At 56.0% G+C, this 25,775-nt stretch carries 18 protein-coding genes and 1 tRNA gene; 17 read left to right on the forward strand and 2 right to left on the reverse strand.

All coding sequences use genetic code 11. The annotated features are described in order from the left end of the window. Nucleotides 1–339 precede the first annotated feature (339 nt). Nucleotides 340–990: a hypothetical protein gene (locus tag OZX62_RS01740; protein ID WP_277176337.1), complete on the reverse strand. Its 651-nt coding sequence runs from the start codon at nucleotides 988–990 to the stop codon at nucleotides 340–342. A gap of 228 nt (nucleotides 991–1,218) precedes the next feature. Here OZX62_RS01740 and OZX62_RS01745 point away from each other — a divergent pair. From OZX62_RS01745 to OZX62_RS01780, 8 genes are all read left to right on the forward strand, one after another. Next, nucleotides 1,219–1,292, forward strand: a tRNA-Arg gene (locus OZX62_RS01745). Between the two features lie 329 nt (nucleotides 1,293–1,621). Continuing rightward, nucleotides 1,622–3,448: a hypothetical protein gene (locus tag OZX62_RS01750; protein ID WP_277176338.1), complete on the forward strand. Its 1,827-nt coding sequence runs from the start codon at nucleotides 1,622–1,624 to the stop codon at nucleotides 3,446–3,448. A 184-nt stretch (nucleotides 3,449–3,632) separates the two neighbouring features. Further along, complete coding sequence (argS, locus tag OZX62_RS01755) at nucleotides 3,633–5,543, forward strand: arginine--tRNA ligase (protein WP_277176339.1); 1,911 nt, start codon at nucleotides 3,633–3,635, stop codon at nucleotides 5,541–5,543. Nucleotides 5,544–5,654: 111 nt separating this feature from the next. Then, nucleotides 5,655–6,065 carry a GNAT family N-acetyltransferase gene (locus OZX62_RS01760; RefSeq protein WP_277176340.1) on the forward strand — a complete coding sequence of 137 codons (411 nt, stop codon included), beginning with the start codon at nucleotides 5,655–5,657 and terminating at the stop codon, nucleotides 6,063–6,065. 177 nt (nucleotides 6,066–6,242) lie between these two features. Further along, entirely contained in the window at nucleotides 6,243–7,859 is a 1,617-nt protein-coding gene (locus tag OZX62_RS01765; protein ID WP_277176341.1) for a diaminopimelate decarboxylase, read from the forward strand. Between the two features lie 97 nt (nucleotides 7,860–7,956). Further along, a complete protein-coding gene (locus OZX62_RS01770) occupies nucleotides 7,957–9,354 on the forward strand; it encodes a homoserine dehydrogenase (RefSeq protein ID WP_277176342.1) in 1,398 nt (465 codons plus the stop codon). Between the two features lie 243 nt (nucleotides 9,355–9,597). Further along, entirely contained in the window at nucleotides 9,598–10,701 is a 1,104-nt protein-coding gene (gene thrB, locus OZX62_RS01775) for a homoserine kinase (protein WP_277176993.1), read from the forward strand. 144 nt (nucleotides 10,702–10,845) lie between these two features. Further along, nucleotides 10,846–12,465, forward strand: a complete 1,620-nt coding sequence (locus tag OZX62_RS01780; protein WP_277176343.1) for a Maf family protein — start codon at nucleotides 10,846–10,848, stop codon at nucleotides 12,463–12,465. Between the two features lie 6 nt (nucleotides 12,466–12,471). Here the strand turns inward: OZX62_RS01780 and OZX62_RS01785 are convergent, their stop codons facing one another. After that, complete coding sequence (locus OZX62_RS01785) at nucleotides 12,472–13,413, reverse strand: AEC family transporter (protein WP_277176344.1); 942 nt, start codon at nucleotides 13,411–13,413, stop codon at nucleotides 12,472–12,474. A 121-nt stretch (nucleotides 13,414–13,534) separates the two neighbouring features. On the opposite strand from OZX62_RS01785, the gene dapE reads away from it, so the two are divergent. The 9 genes from dapE (at nucleotide 13,535) to proB (ending at nucleotide 25,681) form a co-directional block, all read left to right on the forward strand. Further along, entirely contained in the window at nucleotides 13,535–14,719 is a 1,185-nt protein-coding gene (dapE, locus tag OZX62_RS01790) for a succinyl-diaminopimelate desuccinylase (protein WP_277176345.1), read from the forward strand. Nucleotides 14,720–14,996: 277 nt separating this feature from the next. After that, entirely contained in the window at nucleotides 14,997–18,128 is a 3,132-nt protein-coding gene (locus OZX62_RS01795; RefSeq protein WP_277176346.1) for an Rne/Rng family ribonuclease, read from the forward strand. Nucleotides 18,129–18,334: 206 nt separating this feature from the next. Further along, nucleotides 18,335–18,643: a 50S ribosomal protein L21 gene (rplU, locus tag OZX62_RS01800; protein WP_277143582.1), complete on the forward strand. Its 309-nt coding sequence runs from the start codon at nucleotides 18,335–18,337 to the stop codon at nucleotides 18,641–18,643. Between the two features lie 38 nt (nucleotides 18,644–18,681). After that, a complete protein-coding gene (rpmA, locus tag OZX62_RS01805) occupies nucleotides 18,682–18,933 on the forward strand; it encodes a 50S ribosomal protein L27 (RefSeq protein WP_277158715.1) in 252 nt (83 codons plus the stop codon). Nucleotides 18,934–19,320: 387 nt separating this feature from the next. Further along, the gene (locus OZX62_RS01810) at nucleotides 19,321–19,584 is read left to right on the forward strand and encodes a hypothetical protein (RefSeq protein ID WP_277176347.1); all 264 of its coding nucleotides are present in this window, start codon (nucleotides 19,321–19,323) and stop codon (nucleotides 19,582–19,584) included. An 11-nt stretch (nucleotides 19,585–19,595) separates the two neighbouring features. Continuing rightward, entirely contained in the window at nucleotides 19,596–19,820 is a 225-nt protein-coding gene (locus tag OZX62_RS01815) for a hypothetical protein (protein WP_277176348.1), read from the forward strand. A gap of 35 nt (nucleotides 19,821–19,855) precedes the next feature. Further along, on the forward strand, nucleotides 19,856–22,294 hold the full coding sequence (locus OZX62_RS01820) for a hypothetical protein (protein ID WP_277176350.1): 2,439 nt from the start codon (nucleotides 19,856–19,858) through the stop codon (nucleotides 22,292–22,294). Nucleotides 22,295–22,498: 204 nt separating this feature from the next. Beyond that, nucleotides 22,499–24,196: a GTPase ObgE gene (obgE, locus tag OZX62_RS01825; protein ID WP_277176351.1), complete on the forward strand. Its 1,698-nt coding sequence runs from the start codon at nucleotides 22,499–22,501 to the stop codon at nucleotides 24,194–24,196. A 351-nt stretch (nucleotides 24,197–24,547) separates the two neighbouring features. Then, on the forward strand, nucleotides 24,548–25,681 hold the full coding sequence (gene proB, locus OZX62_RS01830) for a glutamate 5-kinase (protein ID WP_277176352.1): 1,134 nt from the start codon (nucleotides 24,548–24,550) through the stop codon (nucleotides 25,679–25,681). Nucleotides 25,682–25,775 lie beyond the last annotated feature (94 nt).

Genomic DNA, 25,775 nt, shown 5'->3' on the forward strand with positions numbered 1-25,775 from the left:
CGTTTTCAATCCCGCAGGGTGCACTTTTCCGATGCCATTGTCCGAAAGTGCATTCTGGCTTGGGTAAAACGCACTTATCCGACGTCACTGTTGAAGAAGTGCGTTTTGCCTTCCGTAAAGTGCATGTTTGTGACACTGCTGTCTGGAATGTGCACTTTGGTTTGGATAAAATGCACTTATCCGACGTCACTGTCGTAGAGGTGCATTTACTCTAAAGTGCATGTTTGTGACGCTGCCATCGGAAGAGTGCAAGTAAGGTTCACTAAGATGCACATTTGCGGCGTGACCGTAGGGAAAGTGCACTTTGGCTCAGCTAGGATGCACTTTTTCTCGGTCGCGTCAGAACGATGCGTCAGAAGGCGATGATTCGTGCCGGTTGCGGCCGTAGATCTGCTCGAAGTGCGGGCCTTGCTCGGCCAGCTCGCGGTCGAAGTCCTTGCTCCAGGTGTCGAAAGGCTTGCCGGCGAGTCCGTCGTTGGAGAAACGGGTTTGGTCGGTGATTTCGGTGACGCAAAAATCGGGGATGATGAGATTCGTCAATGGCCTTGAGCGCTTGGCCTCGGCCACGACGAGTGGCGCATTGGATCCGCCGAACACGTCGATGTCCCAGCCGTCCTCGCCGATCCAGGCGGCAAACCGATTCTTGATAATGACTTGGCCGCCGCGCTTGATGAGCTCGGCCGCGATGTTGGCGTCGATTTCGCGCTCGGCCTCATAGCGCGTGCCGCCCACGGACGGGCCTTTGATGGCGACGGAAGCCTCGGTGAAGCTGTCTCGATATTGGTCGAGCACCGCCATCGCGTCGGTGTCGGCGTTCATCTCGATGCGGACTTTCCGGCTTATCAGACGCACGCGCAGCGCGTAGTTGTCGGAATGAACGTAGTAACTCTGCACGATAAGCGTCGGCGCGCTGCCATCGTCCAGTTCCGCAGGCATGGTCCGGCAGAAGAACCGCCGATCGAATTCGAAGTCGTTCATTTCAGGAGACATATTCCAAGTCTAGACGAAATGACGGCGTTGTGCACTTGTTTGTGTATATATGCGAGCCGGAATGGCAGAAATTTGTAAGAATACTCGTTTTTAAACGTATCAGTCGCGGATAGTTATGCAAGGCTGTGCTTATAAGTGACAGATTCGGAGCCGTTCGACGGACAGACGTTGGGGGCATTGAAGCCACGCCGTTGGTCGGCTGAAGTGCTATGCTTTAAACCGTTGTTTGGGTCCGTAGCTCAGCTGGATAGAGCGTTCGCCTCCGGAGCGAAAGGTCGCGGGTTCGAATCCCGTTGGGCCCACAAAGTCAGCAAAGTGTACGCTGTTGTATAATGATTTTTAGTCTTTTAAAATACCAGGATGGGCTTCAGCAATGAAATCAGGCAGTGTCAAAGAGGTGCGGTCGGGAAATCGGATAGCCGCAATAAAGCGATATTTTCAGAATGCTGATATCCTTGCGCGGCCGCTCCAGCTGATTCGGCGATTGCTGGTACTGGCGAGTGGTGTTTTTGGGCTGTTTTGCGCCGTCATGACGCTCGTTTTTATCTTCCAGCCGCTTAACGTTTTCTCTAGGGTTATGCTCGCCCTTTTCGGCGTGCTATCGATTTTCCTGCTTTGTTATTCCGTGTTCATGGCTATTTTCAGGGCTCCTTTACCTATTACCGGGCGTATCAAGACGTACGGCGTGCCGGTTATTTTGCTCGGTTTGCTCTTGGTGTTAGCGGCAACGCTTTTCGACAGGTCCCATACTCAGAACTTACGGATCATTGACAACGAGAATTTCAGCATAACGCTTGGCATCCTTTCTGCAGTGTTTACGTTGCTGGCCGTGGTCCTGTCCTTCAAACTCCACAACGGATACTATCGCGCGAGTGCGGCGACGCAGTGGGAAAACGGAAACGAGCATCAGGCTAATGGCGCTAGCGTTATGGAACGTGGAAACAGGCGGCAGATTGATAACGCGAATGCCGTGAAGTCTAGGAACACCGTTTCAGCTGGTTCGGTTTCCGTTGGCGGTGTTGCGGCTCTGAATCGGAAGAGCGACGACGCAAGCGAAGCCAAATCGCCAGAATTGCCGGGCAAGGCCGATTCGCCGCAACTTGTTCAAATTGCCAATTCGCCAAACCTCAGAGTCTCCATCGAGCCTGGCCAGTCCCTCATCCTTTCCAAACTCAATGCCAAACGAGATTGGCTGGCTGCTTTGCAAAGTGCGGCAAAAGTCAGAGGCTATCGCGTTTTGCTAGGCGACCAGTTCATTGATTGTCTTCCCGAGGGAGTTGATTCCTCGGCTGATTCGGCTGATTCCGTTAGTTCAACCTGTACAACCGGCCCAACCAACCCGTCTGTTGAAAGCGCAACTGCCGCAAAACGTCAGGATTCATATCGTCTGTTATATGAAAACGACAGGTATTATATTGTGCCTTTGGGGTCTGAGTCCGGCAACTCAACGAGAAAGCTCGCTGATTTTCTAAATCCGACGAGCGCAGTCTTCTATATGGCGCTTCTTATGGAAGATCCTCGGGCTTCAAGACCTGCTGCGATATCAAACCTTGCTAAGACTTATCGTGGCGAGGAATGGAAGGTGCCGGAACGGGTGGCGGATGTCATCTCGTCCGAATATTTCAGCTGTGGCAAAATACTACCCGGGCGCGTGTGCGTAGGCAAAAGCGACGGGCTTTGGTGCGTAGTATATTGCGATTCCAAATCCGGTATCAAAAGCGGTTACTACCCGACCCAACCTTGCAAGACCTATCCGGAGGCGTTGCAGAAAATGGCGGATATGGCTTGGTCGTTGCAGCGTTCTGTCGCCTTGGCCAGGGAACTGGACGTGTCCTATTCATACGATGCCGAACAATCCACGGCAATGTTCATTTCCGGGCAGTCGAGGCGTTCGGCTTACGACGGCCTGCCAACGCTCTATGTCCCGACTTTCAGGCTTGGCAAGAAGGTTGCGGCGATTGGCGGCGACAATGGTGCACTCGCTCATGGTGACTGGAGCGATATTTTCTATACAGACGAAAACTCGGAAGGGCTTTGCGGACAGAATGCGGGAGGCACGAAATACCGGCCCTCGCGCATGGTGGTTTTCGAGTTCGCTTTGATTTGCTTCGGCGTGGCGCTGTTCCTGGCTGGTTTCGCGTTGATATTCGCCATCGATGTGCGCGATGAAAGAGCGGGGGCGATTACTGCAGTTTGTTTGGCGATTCAGGCTTTGCTGTTCGTCGTTTCCGGTATTTCGCTTATTACACTGGTGCAACGGCTCAGTGAGGGCGGCTATCGTTTCTTGCGGATTTCGGCAACTACTTTGATGGTTGTTTCGCTGCTCTTCTTGGTTCTTTTCCTAGTTCAGCACAACCAATTCGCCCTTTGTGCGGTTTTTGGCTTAGCTATGGCGCCTATGGCGATTGGCTCTGTCTCTTCGATGGTAAAGAAGCCGGACAAGCAAGCGAAGTCCTAAAACGTGTCGATTTGCAAAGTTTCAAGTGTAAGTGAAACTTTCCGTAGCGCTGTTTTGGATTCTGAAATCAACGATGCCGGAGTTTGCGATGTAACAGGTCGATATAAAATCTCAGCTCCTTCGATAGGGCTTTGGTTTTTGGCCAGGGCCCAGTTGGTTCACTCGGCAGGATAGACTGTGAAACATGAATCCTGAAGCGTTAAGTGAACTTATTTCTGATACTGCACATGAGTTGGTTTCGGCGGGGGATGCCGGCGAACTGACCGTTGATCTGATTCCGGCGGTTGAGAAGCTGGCGGTGATGCGGCCGAAGGACCGCGCGCACGGCGACTGGTCGTCGAATGTAGCGATGCAGCTGGCCAAGAAGGCCGGCATGAAGCCGCGCGATCTGGCCGAGGCGTTTGCCGCGAAACTGCGCGACGCGGAGGGTATCGCCTCCGTGGAGGTGGCCGGGCCTGGGTTTATTAATATCACGTTGGATTCCGCTTCGGCGGCTGCCGTGGTCTCTCAGATTCTTGAGCAGGGCATTGAGATGGAGCCGGTCGATAAAGGCGTCGAAGTCTGGAAGGGCAAGGACAGCGATACCGAAGCTGCCGGCACTGAGACCGAGGCGAAAACCGTCCATTCCACAAAATTCGGCCTGAACGACCATTTGGGCGGCAAGACGCTCAACCTCGAATTCGTCTCGGCCAACCCGACCGGCCCGATCCACATCGGCGGCGTGCGTTGGGCGGCGACCGGCGACTCCATGGCCCGCGTGCTTGAGGCCAACGGCGCCAAGGTCGTGCGCGAATACTACTTCAACGACCACGGCGAGCAGATCAACCGCTTTGCCAAGTCGCTCGTGGCTGCGGCCCACGGTGAGGAAACCCCGTCCGACGGTTACAAGGGTACGTATATCAACGAAATCGCCGACCGTGTCATTGCCGAAGCCAAGGCCGACGGTATCGATGTGCTGAACCTGCCGCGCGTCGACGGCGGTCTCGATAAAGACGGCAAGCCACTTGGCGAGGGCGATTCCGAGCAGCGCGAAGAGTTCCGCAAGCGCGCGGTGCCGATGATGTTCGCTGAAATCCAGCAGTCCATGAAGGATTTCCGTGTCAACTTCGACGTGTGGTTCCACGAAAACAGCCTGTATCAGGACGGTGCGGTGAAGGAAGCCATCGCCAAGCTGCGCGAGCAGGGTGATATCTACGAGAAGGACGGCGCCACCTGGTTCGCCTCCACCAAGCACGGCGACGACAAGGACCGCGTCATCATCAAGTCGAACGGCGAGTACGCCTACTTCGCCGCGGACATCGCCTACTACTACAACAAGCGTCATCGCAAGGGCAAGCCTTCCGCTCCTGCCGACATCGCGATTTACATGCTCGGCGCCGACCATCATGGCTACATCGGTCGCATGATGGCGATGTGTGCCGCGTTCGGCGACAAGCCGGGCGAGAACATGCAGATTCTCATCGGCCAGATGGTCAACGTGATGAAGGATGGCAAGGCCGTGCGCATGTCCAAGCGCGCCGGCAACGTCGTCACCATCGACGATTTGGTGGAGGCCGTGGGCGTGGACGCCGCGCGCTATTCGCTCGCCCGCACCGATTACAACACCAGCGTCGACATCGACCTCGACGTGCTTGCCTCGCACACCAACGAGAACCCTGTGTATTACGTTCAGTACGCGCACGCCCGCAGTTGCAACGTCGATCGCAACGCCGAAGCCGCGAAGATTGACGCGAGCGTCGCCGATTTGTCGCTGCTCGATACCCCTGCCGACGGCGAAGTGCTCGGTGCCTTGGCCCAGTGGCCATCCGTCGTTTCGGACGCCGGCGACCTGCGCGCACCGCACAAGATCGCACACTATCTCGAGGCTCTCGCTGGAACGTATCACAAGTGGTACAACCTTGAACGTGTGGTGCCGATGGATTTGACGGACCTTGAGGTCCGCGAAAAGGACGCCGCCAAACTTGAGGCCGCACGCATCGCCAAGAACCCTGAACCGGCTCGTGCCGCAGCCCGTCTGCAGTTGAACGACGCCGTCCAGCGCGTCATCGCCTCCGGTCTCGCGATGCTCGGTGTCACTGCACCCGACAAGATGTAATAGAAGAATATATATGTAATCGGTCGCGTTTCCCATTGTGGGATGCCGCGACCGATTTTTGTATGTGTCGGATATCGTGAATGTGCGGAGAATGGAACAAAGGAGAGAAAAATGGCCAACGAAGGTATCACATTCACAGATGAAAAACGGTTCACGCAGGATCAGGTCGAGCGTCTCTTTCTTTCCGTCGGCTGGGTTTCCGGAAAATATCCGGAACGTTTGTATAAGGCTCTGATGGGTTCCTCCACGGTCTTTTCGGCGTGGGACGGCGACAGGCTTGTCGGTCTGGTGCGCGTGCTCGACGATACCGCGATGATGGCTTATATGCATTACGTATTGGTCGATCCTGAATATCAGGGTCAGGGCATCGCCGGCCATATGGTCGAGATGGTCAAGCAACGCTACGCCGATTATTTCTATATCGAAGTCATGCCCGAAGAAAGCAAGAACGCGGCGTTTTATCAAAAGCATGGGTTCAAGATCATGCCGGATGGCGTGGCCATGCAGATTTGCAACGGGTGAATGTTTTCACTGTCACGTTTACATTTGTCCTCTATATTACATTCCCTTTAGGCGATTTCTTGTGCGATTACTGCAAATAAGTCGTCAAGGTGAGATAACTCCTGCATTTTCACACCGATTCGCTATCGTTATGTACAGTTTAAAATTTGGTGACAGACGATAAAGAAGAGGCGGATTATGGGCATCACTCCGATTTGGCCGGAAGCGACGGCGTTCAACGATAATGGCGAACTGACGTTCCACGGGCACAGCGCTGAGTCGTTGCTGGACGAGTTCGGGTCGCCTCTGTACCTCATCGATACGGACGAAGTGCGTAACCGTGCCAAAAAGTTCGTTGCCGCTGCCGCCAAAGCCTTCAATACCAATACCACCCACGTCAGCTTTGCGGGCAAGGCGTTCCTTTCGAAGGAAGTCGTGCGTATCGTGACAAAGGCCGGCATGCACGTCGACACCTGCTCGATGGGGGAGATCAAGATTGCGCTCGCCGCCGGTGCTCCGGGGCGCAGGCTGGTGCTGCATGGCAACAACAAGTCCGACGAGGAGATCGAGTTGGCCATCAAAGAGGGCTTCTCGAAGATCGTCGTCGATTCACCCGACGAGCCTGCCCGCATCGCCGCCATCGCGCATCGCTTGGGCAAGCGCGCACGCGTCATGCTGCGCGTCACCTCTGGTATTCACGCCGGTGGTCACGAATACATCTCCACGGCTCATGAGGATCAGAAATTCGGTGTGCCGTTGCTGCCGGCCGGTGTAGGACCGGAAATCCTTGACATTCTTGCCAAGCTTGGTGATGAGAAAAACGAGTCGGGCGCTGGAACTGCCGGTGATTCCGCTTCGTCAACCCCAGCCTCAGCGAATACTCCGTACAAGCCCAAGCTCGATTATTCCGTCAAATACCCCTACGATACCAGCCATGTCAAAATCTCCGACGAGGAACGCGAACTGGCCGAGGCCATGAATGCCGTAGCGGACGGGCCGGCGCTCGCGGTGCTCAAGGATATCTACAAGCGCCAGGAAGACCTTGAACTCGTTGGTATCCATTCGCATATCGGCTCGCAGATTCATGACGCCAACGCCTTCATCGAGGCCGCGCGGCGCATGATGCTGCTGCGCAAGACCTTCTACGCCACCGATGCCTACACGATGCCCGAGGTCGATTTAGGCGGTGGCTATTCCGTGGCCTACACCGATGCAGAGGATTCCATGGACATCGATGCCGAACTCGGTCGCCTGGCAGCGGCTGTCACTTCGATCAACAAGGCGCTCGGTATGCCGGCTCCGGTGATTTCCTTCGAGCCCGGCCGCTGGATTGTTGCTCCCGCGGGTGTGACGCTCTACCGCGTCGGCACCGTCAAGCGCGTCGCGCTGCCGGAAGGTACGAAAGACGAAGCTGGCGACCCAATCAGCGAGCGCACCTACGTTTCGGTCGATGGCGGTATGAGCGACAACATCCGTCCGGCGCTCTACGGCGCGGATTACACGGCCCTGCTCGCCAACCGCAATTGCGGCGGCGCTAAAGATGAAGCCGGCAATCTCAAGGATTCCATGCTCGCTCGAGTGGTCGGCATGCACTGCGAATCCGGCGACATCCTCGTCCATGAGTGCCGCCTTCCTCGTGACCTCAAGCGCGGCGACATTCTTGCTATCCCGGTCACGGGAGCCTACGGCCGCACGATGGCCAGCAACTACAACCAGGCGCTCATCCCCGCCGTGGTCGCCGTCAGTGATAAAGACGCTCATCTCATGCTTCGCCGCCAAACCATCAATGACCTCCTTTCCCTCGACGTGAGCTGAAAATATTCGTCTTGCGTGAGGTGTCGGATTCATTACCTAGGATTGGTGAGTCTACATAATTGGGATGCAATAAAAGCGGTTGAAACGGGAGAGCAGTATGGGTCAGGCGAGAGTTGCGGGTGCAAGAGGTTTGGTGCAGCAGCAAACGGAGGGCGACGGCAGTGAAACCGAAGTCCTGCGCAAGGGCATTCACAGCAGCGCGACTCCGATTCGCGTGGGCTTGTTGGGTGTCGGAACCGTCGGCTCCGAGGTCGCCAGAATCTTGACCGAGCAGAAAGAGGAGCTTCAGCAGCGCATCGGTCAGCCGCTTGAGATTTCCGGTATCGCCTGCCGCGACCCCGAAAAGGTCACGTTCCCTTGGGTTGACAAGTCCCTGCTCACCACCGATACCAAATACGTCGCCACGCATAGCGATATTCTGGTCGAGCTGATGGGTGGCCTTGAGCCTGCGCGCAGCCTCGTTTTGAAGGCGCTTGACAGCGGCGCTTCCGTGGTCACTGCCAACAAGGCTTTGCTGGCGAAATATGGTCCTGAAATCTATCGCGCAGCCGAGGAAGACGGTGTCGATATCTACTTTGAAGCGGCCGTGGGTGGTGCCATTCCGCTGATTCGCCCGTTGCGTGAATCGTTGGTGGGGGACAAGGTCACCAGCGTTATCGGAATCCTCAACGGCACCACCAATTACATTCTTGACGAAATGACCACCAAGGGTCTCGATTTCGACGTCGCTTTGAAGGATGCGCAGACCAAAGGTTACGCCGAAGCCGACCCGACCGGTGACGTCGAGGGTGAGGACGCGGCGAACAAGGCTGCCATCGTTGCCTCGCTTGCGTTCCACACCCCGGTAAGTATCGACGACGTCACCATGGAAGGCATCACCAGCATCACCGCCGACGACATTGCGCTGGCGCAGGCCGAGCACAAGGTCATCAAGTTGCTCGCCGTCGTGGTCAATGGTGAAGACGGCGTTTCCGCGCGCGTCTACCCGGCGCTTATCCCCGATGACCACCCGCTCGCCAGCGTCCACGGCAGCTACAATGCCGCGTTCGTTCATGCGCAGGCTGCCGATGATCTGATGTTCTATGGCCGTGGTGCGGGCGGCGCTCCCACCGCTTCGGCCGTGATGGGTGACGTCGTCACCGTCGCTCGCCATATCGTGCAAGGCGGTACCGGCCCGCAGATTTCGATGTATCGGAAGTTCCCCAAGGCTCCGCTGAGCGTTTCCCGTGCCGCGTTCGCCGTGCGTTTCCGCGTCTGCGACCGCCCAGGCATCCTTGCCGCGATTTCCAAGACTTTCGCCGACCATAACGTCTCCATCAACGGCATCAACCAGGATTTGAAGCCCACTCCGCACGATCCAGGCTATTCCGGCGAGCTGCAGACTTTGCGCGTGGTGACCCACCTGTGCAACGAAAACACGTTGCGTGAGACGGTCGACGACGTCTGCAAATTCGATTTCGTTATTGGAGAGCCATCGATTTTGCGGGAAATGTAAGGTTCGGTTTCTGTTATCGATGCTTTTCGTTTAATTAACCTGAACTGATGAGGCCCGCGTTCGTAGCATTACGATACGCGGGTTGTTTTTCATCGAGGGCAGACCTGCCGCTTGGTAAAGCCGAGAGAGGATTGACCTTCAACAGTGGGCATCTATTGCCGAGCCCGTGACAATGGCGTTATCCTGTTGCTATCGGTTGGCGATGATTGATAGGTACGAGGCAAGGAGACGGTTATGGCAGGGATGGCACCGAAAGTTCGTCAGGTCAGGGTGCGCGTGCCCGCCACGAGTGCGAATCTCGGTTCCGGTTTCGACACCGTCGGCTTGGCACTGGATTATCACGACGAACTGAAATTTACTATCAATGAAAATGAGCCGGTTGGTTATCAGGGCGGCCAAAACGGCCAAGATCATCAGCGTAACGGTGTCGGCTTTTCAGATACCACGGTCAAGGTGATTATTCATGGTGAGGGCGAGGACACTTTGCCCCGAGACGAAACGCACCTTGTGGTTTCGGCATTCCGCCGCGCATGCGAGGCGTTTGGTCTTCGTCGTTTTGGCTTCACTCTGGAGGCTCAAAACAATATTCCGCAGGCTCGCGGCATGGGTTCGTCGGCCGAGGCCATCGTCGCCGGTATCGCTGCAGCGGCGGCTTTCGCCCAAGGCGACGCCGATTTCAACCGTGAAACCATTTTCCAAATGGCCGCCTCGATGGAAGGCCATCCCGACAATGTTGCCCCTGCGGTTTACGGAGGTCTCACGGTTTCATGGAATTTCGAGACTGCGGAAGGTGTCGGTTCCGTAGGCATCCCCGGTGGCGAGCCGCTTCGTGCCGGATTCCATACCGTCAACTATCCGGTTTCCCGCGCCATGACCGCCGCCGTCTTCGTCCCCGATTTCAAGCTTTCCACGCAAAAGGCGCGCGAAGCTTTGCCGCAGAAGTTGCCATATAAGGATGCGGTATTCAATATTTCGCGAGTAGCGCTGCTTCCCGCCGCGATGAATCCGGCGAGTCTCGGCGGCGATTCTGTCAGTCCGTCGCAAGGCGATAATCCAGCCATCGCCTCGCGCTCGAACGCTCTGCTTTTCGCCGCCACGCAAGACAGACTCCACCAGCCCTATCGCAAAGGACTGATGCAGCCTTCATGGAAGCTCACTGAAACGTTGCGCGCCAAGGGTTTTGCCGCCGCCGTCTCGGGAGCCGGCCCGTGCGTCTTGGTCCTCCACTACGGCGATGTCTCCGCGCAAATCGACAAAGTCGCCGCCGCCCAGCTCAATAGCGGCCACTGGCGCGTCCTCCATCTCCCCGTAAGCCCCCAGGGCGTTCAGGTTGAGATCGAGCCGTAATCTTCAGGCGAACCGATAATGAAGCGCTGATATCCCTGTTTCTTACATTTATTTGATTAGCCCTGACATTCGGCGCAAAATTTGGGTAGGGTAGCAGTAGTTACGTTCTATGCCGGTTCTGGCCGGTGAAATGTTTGGAGTGTTATGTCGATTCCGCTGATTCTCGCCTCGCAGTCGCCTTCGCGGCGCAACGTGCTCAATGCCGCCGGCATCAGCCCGACCATTCACGTCTCGCACGTCGATGAGCCCGCTGCCGTCGCCGCCGAGGCGAAGGATCGTGGGGTTGCGGTTGAAGATCTGAGCTGCGAGCAGCGCGTGATGATTCTCGCGCGAGCCAAGGCGCAGAGTGTCTATCGGGCATATCGGCAGGTTGCCGAGGCCGCCCGCGACGCCAGCGGCGAACAGGTGACCGCCTATCCGCTTGAGGCCGAAGAACAGAACGATGCTACCAAGGTCAAGCCGAGTGCAGCGAAACCGGCGAACGGCGACCCGACGACACTGACCCGCGATTTTTCCGACGTTGCCGTGCCGGTCGAAGCCGAGCCGATGAAGGAGGCCTTGACCGAGCATCCGGGATTTGCCCATGCCGCAGTTGGTCCGCTGATCATCGGTTGCGATTCCATGTTTCTTTTCGCAGGCGTCGCACTGGGCAAACCGCATACCCCGGAAGTTGCGCGTAAACGTCTGAGCGCGATGCGCGGTAAGTCGGGGGAGTTGTGGACCGGTCATTGCCTGATTGATTTTGCCACCGGTCGGCAGGAACTGGCCTCCAGCCATGCCACGGTGCGTTTCGGCGATTATTCCGACCGCGACATCGAGGCGTATATTGCTTCCGGTGAGCCGCTGGAAGTGGCCGGTTGCTTCACTTTGGAAGGCCTAGGCGGCGCTTTCATCGACGGCGTTGACGGCGACCCGAGCGGTGTGCTTGGTCTGAGCTTGCCGTTGTTGCGCCGCATGGTCGAGAAGATGGGCGTCGCTTGGACGGATCTGTGGAACGCCGGCCTCGGCAAGGTGGCCGCGGCAAAACTACAAATGCAGGCAGAGCCGCGAACGGCGAGCAACGCTGAAACGAATGATGGTTCCGATTCGGTATTGATAAATGCTGGAAATATTGAAGCTGATGACAAAACATTGTTGGTTATGGCCGAATCTCAAGTAGATACTGGCAAAATCAAATCCAGTATGAAGGCGAAAGCCGTTGCTGCTGCTGCCAGAGCAAAGGCGAGAGCACAAGCCGCGTCAATCATCCCGCCGAAAGACAACGTTCACCAGCCCGGTGACGGTTGGGTGCAGTGCGCCTGCGGCCGCCGTCATTGGGGATTGAACGGTGCCGCCGGGGTTCTGCTCGCTCGTCGCAGCAAGGAGACCGGCAAAGTCACGGATGTGGTGATGCAGCATCGCGCGATGTGGAGTGCGGAAGGCGGCACTTGGGGGATTCCCGGCGGTGCGCTGGCAGACGGCGAAAGCCCGATTGAGGGTGCCTTGCGCGAAAGCTACGAGGAAGCCAACATCACTCCGGAGGATATCGAGGTTGTCGGTACCCATCGCGAGGAACACGGCCCGTGGGCCTACACCACGGTTTTCGCCTTTGAGAAGCCGGACCATGAGGTCAATCCGCATCCCAATGACGACGAAAGTATGGAAATCGCTTGGGTTCCGGTCAGCGAGGTCCCCAAGCGCAAGCTCCTGACCGCGATGAACGCCGATTGGCCCCATTTCGTGGAGCGTCTCAATATCTTGGCCGAGGATTACCGCAACAAATAGGGCTTTTTAGCTCAGAAGCGCGGCGATGATGGCGATGACAATCGGGCTGGAAATCGTCGAAATCAGCACGCCGTCGCGGGCGAAGGTCATGCCGACGTTATAACGCGCCGCGTAATTGTAGACGTTCTGGCCGGCGGGCAGTGCCGCAAGCACGACGCAGGCGTAGAGCACCTTGCCGCGGAAGCCCATGATAAAGAACGCGATGAGGAAAGCGATGAACGGCATCACGATATTCTTCAGGATCGTCACCCCGATGACCGCGGAACGCGAGCTCTTGTTCTGCATCGGACGCGTGCCGTGCAGCGACATGCCGAACGCCATCAGAATCATCGGCACCGCAGCCTGCCCGATCATGTTGACTGGGTCATAAATGCATTTCGGGATCGGGTAGACGCCGGTCCACGCGGTGATGGCCGAAACCAGAATCCCGCCAAGCGAACCAATCAGAAGCGGCTGGTGCAATGGCTGCATCAGCGCTTTCTTCACAGACATCTTGCCGGTGGTCGTGTAGTCCAGAACCGTCAGCGCGATAGGTGTGAAAATCGCTTGCTGCATCACCAGAATCGGCGCGACCAGCGCAGGGTTGCCGAGAATATAGGTGGCGATCGGCAGGCCGATATTATTGGAATTCAAGTACAGCGAGTTGAGCGCTCCCACCGTCGCGTCGGCAGGACCCATATGGTAAAAGATTTTATTCAGAATGAGGAAAAGCACACCTACAGCTAGCGCGGAGAAGAACGCGACGATGATCGAAGGATGGAAAATCTCGAGAATCGGCTCTTTGGAGAGGATGGCGAACATCAAAAACGGGTTGGTGACGAAGAACGCGTAGCGGTTCAGAACCATCTGCGCCGTTGGGCCGCCGATGTTGAAGCGTGCCGCCACGTAGCCGGTGCCGATGATGATGGCGATGACCACAAATCCCTGCATCGCGCTCAACAAACCCATAAAATCTCTCCCTTGGCTGCGGCCAATATAAAAACCACGCTTACCCTAATATAGTGCCTCATTATCCGGGATTTGTGAAGACTTATCTCACAACGTGTATCGCCCACGCTACGATGAAACCATGAGTTTGACAATAAAGCAGGGAACCACGCGCAAGGCCGCGCTTGACGCACTATTCGAAACGCTGATGAAGTCGTATTCCGTCTCCGACGACGAGACGGCGCTTGCCGATGATGTGGAGGCGTTTTTGCGAGAACAGCCTCATCTCATGGTTCATCGCATGGGCGACACGGTGGTCGCTTCGACCTCGCTCGGGCGCGAGCAGCGGGTCGTGCTTGCCGGTCATCTTGACACCGTTCCGGTGATCGACAATTTCCCGCCGGTCTGGCTTGAACCGGGTGACGAGCGTATCCGTGAGGATGTGGCGAAAAATCCTGGAGAACGCGTGATGTTCGGCAGAGGTGCGACGGATATGAAGGCCAGCGACGCCGTGATGCTCTATCTCGCGGCGACGATGACGAAACCAAAATACGACCTGACATACGTTTTCTACGACCATGAGGAAGTCGTGGCCGAAAAGAACGGGCTTGGCAAGGTGGCCAAGGCTCACCCCGAATGGATACAGGGCGATTTCGCCATCATCGGTGAGCCGACCGATTGCGGCATCGAAGGCGGCTGCAACGGCACCATGCGTTTTGATGTGGTCACCCACGGCGTTGCCGCCCATTCCGCCCGCGCTTGGATGGGCGAGAATGCCATCCACAAGGCCGCGAAAGTCCTCGACCGGCTTTCCGTCTATGTTCCGCAGGACATCGAGGTGGACGGACTGACCTATCGCGAAGGCGTCAACGCCACCCTGATTTCCGGCGGTAAAGGCACCAACGTCATCCCCGACGAATGCCGTATCCACGTCAACTATCGTTTCGCGCCCGACAAGGATCTGCCTGCCGCTAAGGCGTTGATGATGGGGGCCGACGCTGGTGCCGAGATGGGCAATGGCGAGCACAAGGCCACCGGTGGCATGTTCGAAGGCTTTGATATCGAGATGAAAGATGAGTCACCGTCTGCCCGCCCAGGCATGGACGCCCCGCTTGCGGTTTCCTTGGCCAAGTTGGTCGAGGAGAAGACAGGACTTGGCCCTCAGGCCAAGCTTGGTTGGACCGACGTCGCCCGCTTCTCGTCCATCGGCGTTCCCGCAGTCAACCTCGGCGCAGGCTCCCCGCTTTTGGCGCATAAGGCTGACGAGCAAATACCGGAAAGCCAGCTCACACTGCTAGCCGACATCCTTGAGGATTGGTTGCGTTAGCGGGTCAATCGATTGTTAACGTGGAGGATTGGCGGTCAATTTACGTAGTTTGCTCCTTATTGACTCGTGATAGACGTATAATAAAATTTGGTGATTCTGCAAGTTGCCGAATTCCGATGGCGTTGATCCCCTCGCGTGCTTATCCGCGGGTGCCGGTGTCCGCCGTGACGAACGTATGACTTTTAGATTGCCGGCTACGAGCGCGAGTGTTGCGTGGCCGCGGTGAGAGCGCGGTGTGAGAGCCGTAGACGGCCAGATAAGCCGACATGATTGCAGCATGTCGACGAGGAGCATTGTGCCCAGAGTAACCCGAGGCGGGGTCGGTCAAGTCGACGACGCCAAACAAAACGATACCAATTTACCATCTTCATCCTCATCTGCATCGGCGGAGAGCGAGCCTACTACACGTCGTCGCACGGTTCGTCGCCGCGTGGTGCGTGGTGCCGGCGCTGCCGGAGCCGACGTCGCGCTGAAAGTCGAGGAACGCGAAAGCGCCAAATCCACAGAGGTCGCGGAAAATTCCGGAGAAAACGGATCCGATACGGATTCGAAGGCGAATGAAAAAGGCACCAGAAGGTCAACCTCTTCCTCACGCCGTACGAATGTTTCGTCAGCCAACACAACGAGAAGAACCCGTACCCGTAGCCGTGTACGCGATGACGAAGACTCGAACGAAGAGTCCACAGCGCGCGGACGGAGCGCAAGAAGCCGTAAATCCGACGAGGATTCGAATGAATCCTCCGTTTCTTCAAACCGTAGCCGTCGCACCGGTAACGCAAGGTCCCGCAGCAGGTCTGCTGATTCCGTCTCTGCGAGTGAAGATAAAGCGGAAGCCGCTATCGAAACCGCTGAAGAACGCGTTATCGATGCTGTCGAAGGTCTTCCCAAGGGACATGAAAGCCACCACACCCCGCGTCCGATGACGTCGCTGCTTTTCCAAGAGCCAGTGCTTCCCGGCGAAGGCGACGATGACGATGAAGAGCCGAGAACGACTCGGCGGCGTTCCCGTTCTCGCTCTGTTGAAGACAGCGAGAGTGACGAGCGTGGATCACGTCGTTCGACACGTGGCAGCCGTTCGCGTCGAGGTTCCGAACGTGACGATGACGCTTTGGATGAAGAGCAGGACGAACGTCGTGGCAGGTCAGGCTCCAGACGCAGCAGGGGTAATGACCGTGACCGCGATTACGAGGGTGACAACGAGAGTTCCTCTCGCGTGGTCCGTCGTTCGCGCCGATCAAGTGATGACGATATTTACGACGAGGAAGCAGCCGAACGTACCGAGCGTCGCAGCCACCGCCGTCACAGGCTCAATGCCGAAGAACGCCATGCGGCCGACGAGATCGAACAGATTGAGGAAGACCTCGAAGACGACGACATCACCTATCGCCCCATTGACGATGTGGAAGCCGAGCAATCCGGGTCGCGGACACGTCGTGGACGCAGCAGCGAACGTTCATCGAGCGAACGGACGTCACGCCGCACGCGTGGCAGTCGCGGTTCCTCACATGCCGATCGAGACGATGACGAGCTCGATGAAGAAGAAGAAAACGAAGAGCGTGGTTCTCGTGCCGGACGCAAGAGCAGCAGCGAACGCAATGATCGTGATGATGAAGGCCGCGCGGAAACCCGCCGGCGTCGCAGGCGTGAATCCGACGAGGACAACGATGACCAGCCGCTGACCCGTCGCCGTCGCCGCCATCGCGGTTCCAAGAGCGATGAAGGTGAAACCGGCCGTGATTCGGGCCGTTCCGCTTCACGTCGCTCGCGCAAGCAGCAGTATATCGACGAAATCACTGATATCGAAGGTTCCACGCGTCTTGAGGCCAAGAAGCAGCGTCGCCGCGACAACCGCCGCGAACGCAGCCGCCAGAACCAGCTGATCGAGCAGGATTTCCTTGCCCGCCGCGAGAACGTCGACCGCTTGATGGTGGTGCGCGAAAAAGGCCAGCATACCCAGATTTCCGTGATCGAAGACAACGTGCTTGTCGAGCATTACGTTTCCGACATCCAGGAGGTCGCCACCGTCGGCAACATCTACCTGGGTCGCGTGCAGAACGTGCTGCCCAGCATGGAGGCCGCGTTCGTCGATATCGGCCAGCCGCGCAACGGTGTGCTCTACGCTGGCGAGGTCAATTGGGACGCCACGCGTCTGGAAGGTCAGCCGCGCCGCATCGAACTTGCGTTCAAGTCCGGCGATCCCGTGCTCGTGCAAGTCACCAAGGATCCGATCGGACACAAGGGCGCCCGCCTGACCTCGCAGGTCACGCTTGCGGGTCGTTTCCTCGTGCTCGTCCCCTCCGGCGGTATGACCGGTGTGAGCCGCAAGCTTCCCGAACGCGAACGCGGTAGGCTCAAGTCCATCGTTTCCAAGATCGCGCCGAAGGATATGGGCGTCATCATCCGTACCGCCGCCGACGGTGCCAGCGAAGACGCGCTGAAGAAGGACCTCGAGAACCTCAAGCGTCAGTGGAGCAAGATCGAGGACAAGCGCAAGCTCTATCACAACGGCAAGCGCGCCAAGCTTCTGCAGGGCGAACCCGATGTCGCCATCCGCGTGGTCCGCGACATCTTCAACGATGACTTCTCCAAGCTCATCGTCGAAGGCGACAAGGTCTACGAGCGCATCGAGGAATACCTAGATACGATGGCTCCCGACTTGAAGGACCGCCTCGAAAAGTGGGACCCCGAGGAGCATCAGGGCAAGGATGTGTTCGATAAGTGGCAGATCGATTCCCAGCTTCGCAAGGGTATGGAACGTCAGGTCTACCTGCCCAGCGGCGGCTCGATCGTCATCGACCGCACCGAGGCCATGACCACCATCGACGTCAACACCGGCCGCTTCATCGGCAAGGGCAAGTCGCTCGAGGAGACGGTCACCCGTTGCAACCTCGAGGCGAGCGAGGAAATCGCCCGCCAGCTGCGCCTACGCGACATCGGCGGCATGATCATGATCGATTACGTCGATATGGTGATGCCTGCCAACCGCGACCTCGTGCTGCGCCGCTTGGTCGAATGCCTCGCGCGCGACCGTACCAAGCATCAGGTGGCCGAGGTCACCTCGCTTGGGCTCGTCCAGATGACGCGCAAGCGCATCGGCCAGGGCCTGGTGGAAGCGTTCTCCGAGGAATGCCCGACCTGCAAGGGCCGCGGCTTTATCCTTCACGACGAACCCACGATTTCCGCCGATTACGCCGATCCGTACGCGATGAAGGGCGGCGATCCGTTCGTCCACACCAACAAGCACGGCCATGGCAGTGCTCCCGAGGTGCAGGCCCCGAAGGGTTCCAGCCCTGCGGTCAAGGCCAAGTTGGCGCAGATCGCCGCGGCTGCGGTGGCAGCCAACGACGAGGAAAAGGAAGAAGCGTCCGATTCGGATTCGTCTTCTGATTCTTCGGCTGAGAAGGACTGAAAAACCGACATTCCCGATTCCGCTTTCGCCTGTTCTTTTGTGAAATCGGGAACACAACACCCCAGCCCGGCCATAACGTACCGACATGCCGTTAATATTGGTTGACGTTAGTACGTGGGTCGGTGTACTCTAAAAGACTGGTGTCTGGCCGTGGAAGTCGAAGACGTGCTGGGCAGTTTAGCTTTCGAAATAGCAAGGAACGAGATATGTACGCGATTGTGAAGGCCGGTGGCCATCAGGAAAAGGTCGAGGTCGGTGACGTCATCCTGGTCAACCGTCTCAATGCGAAGAAGGGCGATACCGTGGAGTTCCCGGTCGCGCTCGTGGTCGACGGCGCTAAGGTGACGCTCGCCGCCAAGGATCTTGCCAAGGTTTCCGTCAAGGCTGAAGTCGTTGACGATGAGGCCAAGGGTCCGAAGATCAACATTCAGAAGTTCAAGAACAAGACTGGTGTCGCCCGTCGCAAGGGTCATCGTCAGCCGCTTTCCGTCATCAAGATCACGGCAATCGCCTGATTCGGGTCACGGTAAATAAAGACTGAAAGGAACAGACAATGGCACATAAGAAGGGCGCATCCGCTTCCCGCAACGGTCGCGATTCAAGCGCGCAATATCTCGGCGTGAAGAAGTTCGGTGGCGAGCCTGTCGTCGCTGGCAACATCATCGTTCGTCAGCGTGGCACCAAGTTCCACGCCGGCGAGAACGTTGGCACCGGCAAGGATCACACCTTGTTCGCGCTGTCCGACGGCAACGTGAAGTTCGGCGTTCGCCGCGACCGTAAGGTCGTCGACGTGGTCTCCGAGTGAGACCCCGAGCTTAGTTAGCTTTTAATAAAAGGTCGTACCCCAGCGGGTGCGGCCTTTTTGTGTTCTGTACGCGGGCAGGAAGTAATATTTTATCTATCAGAGTTCAGTTTTATTTAGTGGATTACTTTCTTAAATTCACCCAAAATGGTGGATAGATTCTCGATTCCTTGAGTTCAGTGCATAACTCGCTTAATTTCTGGTTTTTATATCAATAAACGTTCGTGTATCTCGATAATCTAGTGGATAACTAACTGAACACCTGAAAAATCCGGTGGATAATCCAGCGTCCGACCCCGAGACACGCCTCAAATGTGGATAACCCCTATCATCCGACCACATCACCCGATTTTCCCACGGAATTCGTCCAATTTACTGTTCAATTGAACTATGAACGAAGACCCGATTATTCATCCGCGCATCCACGAGCGTCATCCCAACATCAGCGATGACGACGTCATAGCTGCGTGGCATTCATTGGTCGATTTAACTCGCCGAAAAAACAATATAAATCGGTGGGTTGCTATTGGTATAGACGGCAAAGGGAGATCGCTGGAGTTAGTATGCTCAATTAAGCCTGATGGTCGTTGGATTATATTTCATGCCTATACTCCACCAACAAAAGGTATACTGAAAGAACTTGGAATGATATAAAGGAGGTAATGATGAACCGAGAAGAAATCAATCGTTGTCTTGGCGTAACAGAAGAGCAACTTGACCAATGGGCTGACGAAATAGAAAATGATGAATGGCATATTGATCCAAATTCCACCATTCATGTGAGGCCGATTACCCCTGAGGTGCGTGCATCTATAGATAGGGCAGTGGCCTACTGGGACGCTAAGGATGCAGATAAGGCGAAGAAACAGGTCGCTGGAGCAATTGCGTAGCGTTTGGTATTCGTAAAGGACACAATGAGGTGACAATGACCGGCAAAGATCTTGAGGTTTGGTCGAGTAAAGATACAGATGTGGCGATTACTTATTCTTATGGTTTCGGTGATGCCAGACCAACGATTTTAAAGACCGGCAACGATGACGATGCCATACATGACATATCTGTCGGAGATTCCATCAAAGTTGAAGGAATCGAAATTGATGACAATCAAACCGCCGATGAACGTCACAGAACAGAATATGGTTTGGCGGCGGCCTGCGGAGTTTTGTCCGCTGCCCTGGATTCTGTGTTTGTAGGTAGTTTTTCTTTGGATAGTGCTGAAAGTTGGGGCTCTGAGCAGATCAATAAGTTCGTGGAGTTCGTGGCTGAAGCAGATCAGGATTATCAAGGCCATAATCTTGAAGAAGCTATTCGTTCCTTAGAAAATGAGCATCATTTTACTGGTGACAAGGCTACAGCGGAATTTGGTGGCGGTTTGCAGCACCATCTCAGGGATTTCTCGCATCATTTTGGCTTGGACGGTTTGGCCTTTTCCCTGCTTACACAATTCACGGGACGGGTATACGGCACTGACACGCAAGGCGTGTTTCAGGCAACCAAAATCGTTGATGACAAGGGTTTAATCGGCAAGACGTTCCAAGAAAAAATTTTCAACGGGACTGTAAACTGGTTCCTGCACATGGTCAGCGACATGGCCGGTTCAAGCAGCAACCCTGGTGAAGGTACAGGAATACCGGGTCCAATTCTCTCAGTATTGAAAGATATTTCAACACTTCCGATTTTCAAAGATGCCAAGGCCGACTCTCTCGATTTTAGAAAGTTGATTTCAAAACTGTTCAACGGCACTTTGCTCGGTACAATCAATGAGCAAGGACGCAAAGAGCCAAGACGCCTTGATTTCCGTGGGGAGTTTGGTGTTGCACATGAATTAGGCAAGCAGGCAATTCCGGTAGTTCTCAATATCGGTCTGGTGCGAGTTTGCTATGTTTTGCGCAGGTTTTACGAAGAAATCAAAAACCGGAAAATAAATGATTTCAAGGAGCTTAGCCAGTTGGAGATTTCTGATATCCTGCCGCGTCAGGATTCAGTACTGATCCGAATGGATACGATAGCCTCGGCTACTTTCGAATTGTTGGATGTCACTGATGCCAGTATTCGCACTGTGCTGGAGAATGGCTTGCATGCTGACGCGGCACAATATCTGAAAAGTTTTGTGGTCCGAATAAATTTTGCCGGTGTCACCTATTTGACTATTTCCATAGTTACTGATGCCAAGAGAGTACTGGGTAACCATAACGAGGAGAAAAAGCAACGGCAAAAAGAGCGCGACGAGGAATATGCGAAGAATGAGGAGCGCGAGTTCGCTGCCTTTACTCTTACCCGTGAGCAGATGTCTATCCTTTATTCGCTCGAACGTTGCACTGTCAAAGCGGATATTGAGCATACGAAGAATGCCCAAAAAAGAAACGCCAAAGAATCTTGGCTTCGCGAGTGGCAAGGAAAGCTGGCAAAGGAATTCAGTCTTTATGACGAAGATGAGATGTACCGGAGGGTTAATTCTCAAGTAAAACACACCAATGAAGAGTGGATTCATGTGGTTGCGTTGGAGGCGGCATTGTTTACTCCTTACGCTGATCTAGGAGTACACACAAATAACAAGAAAAGGTCTTCGGCCGGAAATCGTCATGATAGGCATAATGGGAAGCTGTCGTTTGACAATACTTACTTGGATGATATTTGGTGCGTCAAGTGTCCCGTTATGCATGAGCAAGAATGCTCTCGACTTAAGAAGACGTTTGAGAAATATAAGAACATCGTCAGTGGCAGCAACAAGCATAAAGCGATAGAAGTGGCTGGAACCGTTGCTCTTATCTCCATTGGTGGGGGAGCTGCATTGATATTTGCCCCTGTGATTGCTCCCGCAGTAGCAGCTTATACCGCTGGTTCGGCTGTTGCCGGTTTGTCAGGCGCTGCCTTGACCAGTGCAAGTTTGGCCGCGTTGGGTGGAGGTTCGCTTGCTGCCGGAGGCTTGGGCATGGCAGGAGGCACTGCTGTGATTGCAGGCGGCGGAGCCGTACTCGGCATGCTTGGGGCTGGTGGGTCACTCACTGCCGCTTCTATGGTGATGGGTTCGTCAGATACCTATATTTTGGATGAATGTTCCAAATTATTGACGGTGTGCAAAGAGATTCTTTTTGTTACACAAGAGCGCAGACGAGTGATAACGGAGTTGCAGGTGCAGCTAACCGTTGAAATCCATCAGCTTGAAAGTTATTTTGAAGTGGTATCGCAATTGTCGGAGCAGGGGAACCAACAGAAAAAACCGAAGCAAAAGATAGACAAGGCTACAATCAAAAAAGTCAAGAATAGTCTTCGTTATCTTAAAAAGACCGCCAAGGAGCTGCAGAAGCTCCTTGATAAAGGAAAGCCGAATCCCGCATTACCTGAACTTACGAAGAATGAATAGTCTCAGAAGTATTTGTTGGTGGTTGAGTTTATTGCTATATTGAGGATTTAAGATAAGTACCGTTTAATTGGCTAACTCTCATTTCTGAACATTGCTCAAATTCATAGGGAACGACAATATAGATACTTTTGCCCAAAACGATAATTTTTCGGCTCGTCGGCGGGGGTGTGGGAAGATGAATACCCACCGGTAAGGTAAGGAACTATGACAGACTTTGTAGATAGAGTGACCGTCCACGTCAAGGGCGGGGATGGCGGCAACGGGTCCGCAGGTGTGAAGCGCGAGAAATACAAGCCGTTGGCCGGGCCGAACGGCGGCAATGGCGGAGATGGCGGTTCCGTCATTTTCGTGGCCGATGCCAACGCCAACAATCTTTTGGATTATCGTTTCGTCCCGCATCGCAAGGCCGAAAGCGGCACGATGGGTTTGGGCGACACCAAAGACGGCTCGAAAGGTGCCGACGTGGTGCTGCCCGTTCCGCCGGGAACGGTGATTTTCGAGGCCAAGGGACCGCAAGGCAAGGCCAAACACCCCGGCCGTGAACTCGCTGATTTGCGTCACGCGGGGGACAGGTTCGTCGCTGCTGCAGGCGGCATGGGCGGCTTGGGCAACGCAGCGTTGGCCAACAAGACACGCCGTGCCCCCGGATTCGCACTGCTCGGTGAACCGGGCGAAGAACGTGATGTGATTTTGGAGCTCAAGTCCATCGCCGACGTGGCGCTGGTGGGCTTCCCGTCGGCTGGCAAGTCGAGCCTGATCGCCGCGATGAGCGCTGCCAAGCCGAAAATCGCGGATTACCCCTTCACCACGTTGGTCCCGAACCTTGGCGTGGTCAAGCTTGAGGAATACCGCTATACTATTGCCGACGTGCCTGGCTTGATTCCCGGAGCTTCGGAGGGCAAGGGCTTGGGTCTTGAGTTCCTGCGCCATATCGAACGTACCGAAATCATCGCGCACGTCATCGATTGCGCCACGCTGGAACCTGATCGTGATCCGATTTCCGATTATCATGCTCTGGAAGACGAGCTGGCGAAGTACGCCGCCCAGTTGAAGCTGCCGCTCGGCGTCATCCCGATTCCCGAGCGTCCGCGCGTCATCATCCTCAACAAGGCCGACGTGCCCGAAGCCAAGGAATTGGCGGAATTCGTACGTCCGGAGTTCGAGAAGATGGGGTTGAAGACCTTCGTCATTTCCACGGCTTCACACGAGGGGCTCAAGGAACTCGGCTTTGCCTTGGGCAAGATGGTCACCGAGCTGCGCGCAAAGTTGGCCAAGGAAGAGGCCGAGCGCGATGAAGAGCGCGTGGTCATCAAGCCGTTGGAGCAGCCGGCGCGTCGCCGTCGTCGTGCGGACGACGAGCGTGGCACCTCACTCGATTTCCATGTCGAGCGCGAGGCCAATCGCAGGGGAGCGGTGTGGTTCACCGTCACCGGTGCGAAGCCGGAACGTTGGGTGCGCCAGACCAATTTCGACAACGACGAGGCCGTGGGTTACCTCGCCGACCGTCTGGCCGGTTTGGGTGTTGAGGACGAGCTGCGTCGCCATGGTGCCAAGCCCGGTGACGAAGTGCGTATCGGCAAGGGCGAGAACGCGGTCGCCTTCGATTGGGATCCGACCATCGCCGCCGGTGCGGAAATGCTCGACGGGGCCCAGCTGGGTGCCCGAGGCAAGGATCTGCGCCTCGATGACGGAGCCGACGGCAACCGTGTCCGCCGCCGTACCAATGCCGAACGCCGTCGCCAGTATCACGAGATGATGGATGCCAAAACCGCCGTACGTGAGGCCATGCGCCAGGAGCGTACCGCCGGCCACTGGGCCGATCCGAGCGTTGATGACGACCGCCACGACGAGCATGCGATTCTCGGCGGCCACGATTCCGACGACGATGAGGGCAACGTCTGATATCGGTTTGCGAAAGCATGCTGAGATGGTGCTGCTTTCCGCAATGTTCAGTTTGCGGTCGATTGGTGATTATCGCCGTACGGGATTGACGCAATGCATCAGTCCTGCACGCTAGTCGGCATTGCGCTTGAGCGGTGTTTTACCGTAGGCAGTTGGCAGTAAGCCGATTGCCTGAGTGTGGCGGTTGCGTGTTAAAAGTTGCTGTGCAGCAGAATCCTGCCACACAGCGGCAGATGATTTGGTAACAGAGTCTGCTCTGCATCTTTTGGCTTGGCATCGCGTGAGATATCGTCTCAGCCGGTAAGCTGGTGCTGGCGGAACAATAGCGAAAAATGAAACGGATGGCAGTCAATGGGCAAGGCAAGTGAGTCGCAGGTTCGTCAAGCGGTGGCGGACGCGCGGACCGTCGTGGTTAAAGTCGGCTCAAGCTCGCTGACCAAGCCTTCAGGCCATTTGGATACCGATAAAGTGGGCGCGTTGGTTGAAGTCTTGGCGCAGCGTGCCAAGAGTGGTACCCGCATGGTGTTGGTCTCGTCCGGTGCCATCGCCGCCGGCTTTGGCCCACTTGGTTTCGATGCGAGACCGGCCGACGTCTCGACCCAGCAGGCTGCAGCTTCGGTTGGTCAAGGTGTTCTGATGCAGCATTATGAGACCGGTTTCGCTCGTTATGGCGTACGTGTCGGCCAGATTTTGCTCACTGCCGATGATACGATGCATGCCTCGCGTTACCGCAACGCCCAGCGCACGTTGCGCAGACTGCTCGACCTCAACGTGGTGCCGATCGTCAATGAAAATGACGCGCTGGCGACCAATGAAATCCGTTTCGGTGACAACGACCATCTTTCCACACTGGTTGCGAATCTGGTACGCGCGGATGCGTTGGTTCTCTTAACCGATGTCGACGGTCTTTATACCGCACCGCCCTCCAAACCAAACGCCAAACGGGTTGGTTTTGTGCCGGACGTAGACGAGATTCTGAACGAGGTTTCAGTAGGCGGCAGCTCGTCCGGCGTCGGCAGCGGTGGTATGGTCACTAAGCTGGAAGCTGCACGTATAGCAGTCAATTCCGGTATCCCCGTCGTGCTCACCAGCGCCGACAACATCGAAGCTGCCTTGAGCGGCAAGCCTACAGGAACGGCTTTCGCGCCGACATCCCACCGTGATTCCTCGCGTCGTCTGTGGATTGGTTTCGCGGCGAATCCGCGCGGTTCGCTGGTCGGCGACAAAGGTGCTATCAAGGCGGTGCTCGGCGGAAAGGCGAGCTTACTTGCGGCCGGAGTACTGGAAGTCCACGGTGATTTTTCCGCTGGTGACCCCGTCTGGATTGACGACGAGGACGGTAACCACATCGCCAAAGGCCTCTCGAGTTTCGATTCCGATGAAATTCCGCACACCTTAGGCCGCGACACCTCCCAACTCAAGCGTTTGCTCGGCGAGGAATACGCCCATCCATTGGTCCATCGCGATAATTTGGTCTTGCTGTAATCTTCTTTTTCATCTCAATTTTTGTCCATCGGATACGTCAATTCGCCACAGCGGTCTAGTCTTAAGTTGGTAATGACACTCAAGAGTGCGGGAG

Origin of the sequence: Bifidobacterium sp. ESL0690 (assembly GCF_029392315.1) — a bacterium.
In the GTDB taxonomy this organism is placed as follows: domain Bacteria; phylum Actinomycetota; class Actinomycetes; order Actinomycetales; family Bifidobacteriaceae; genus Bifidobacterium.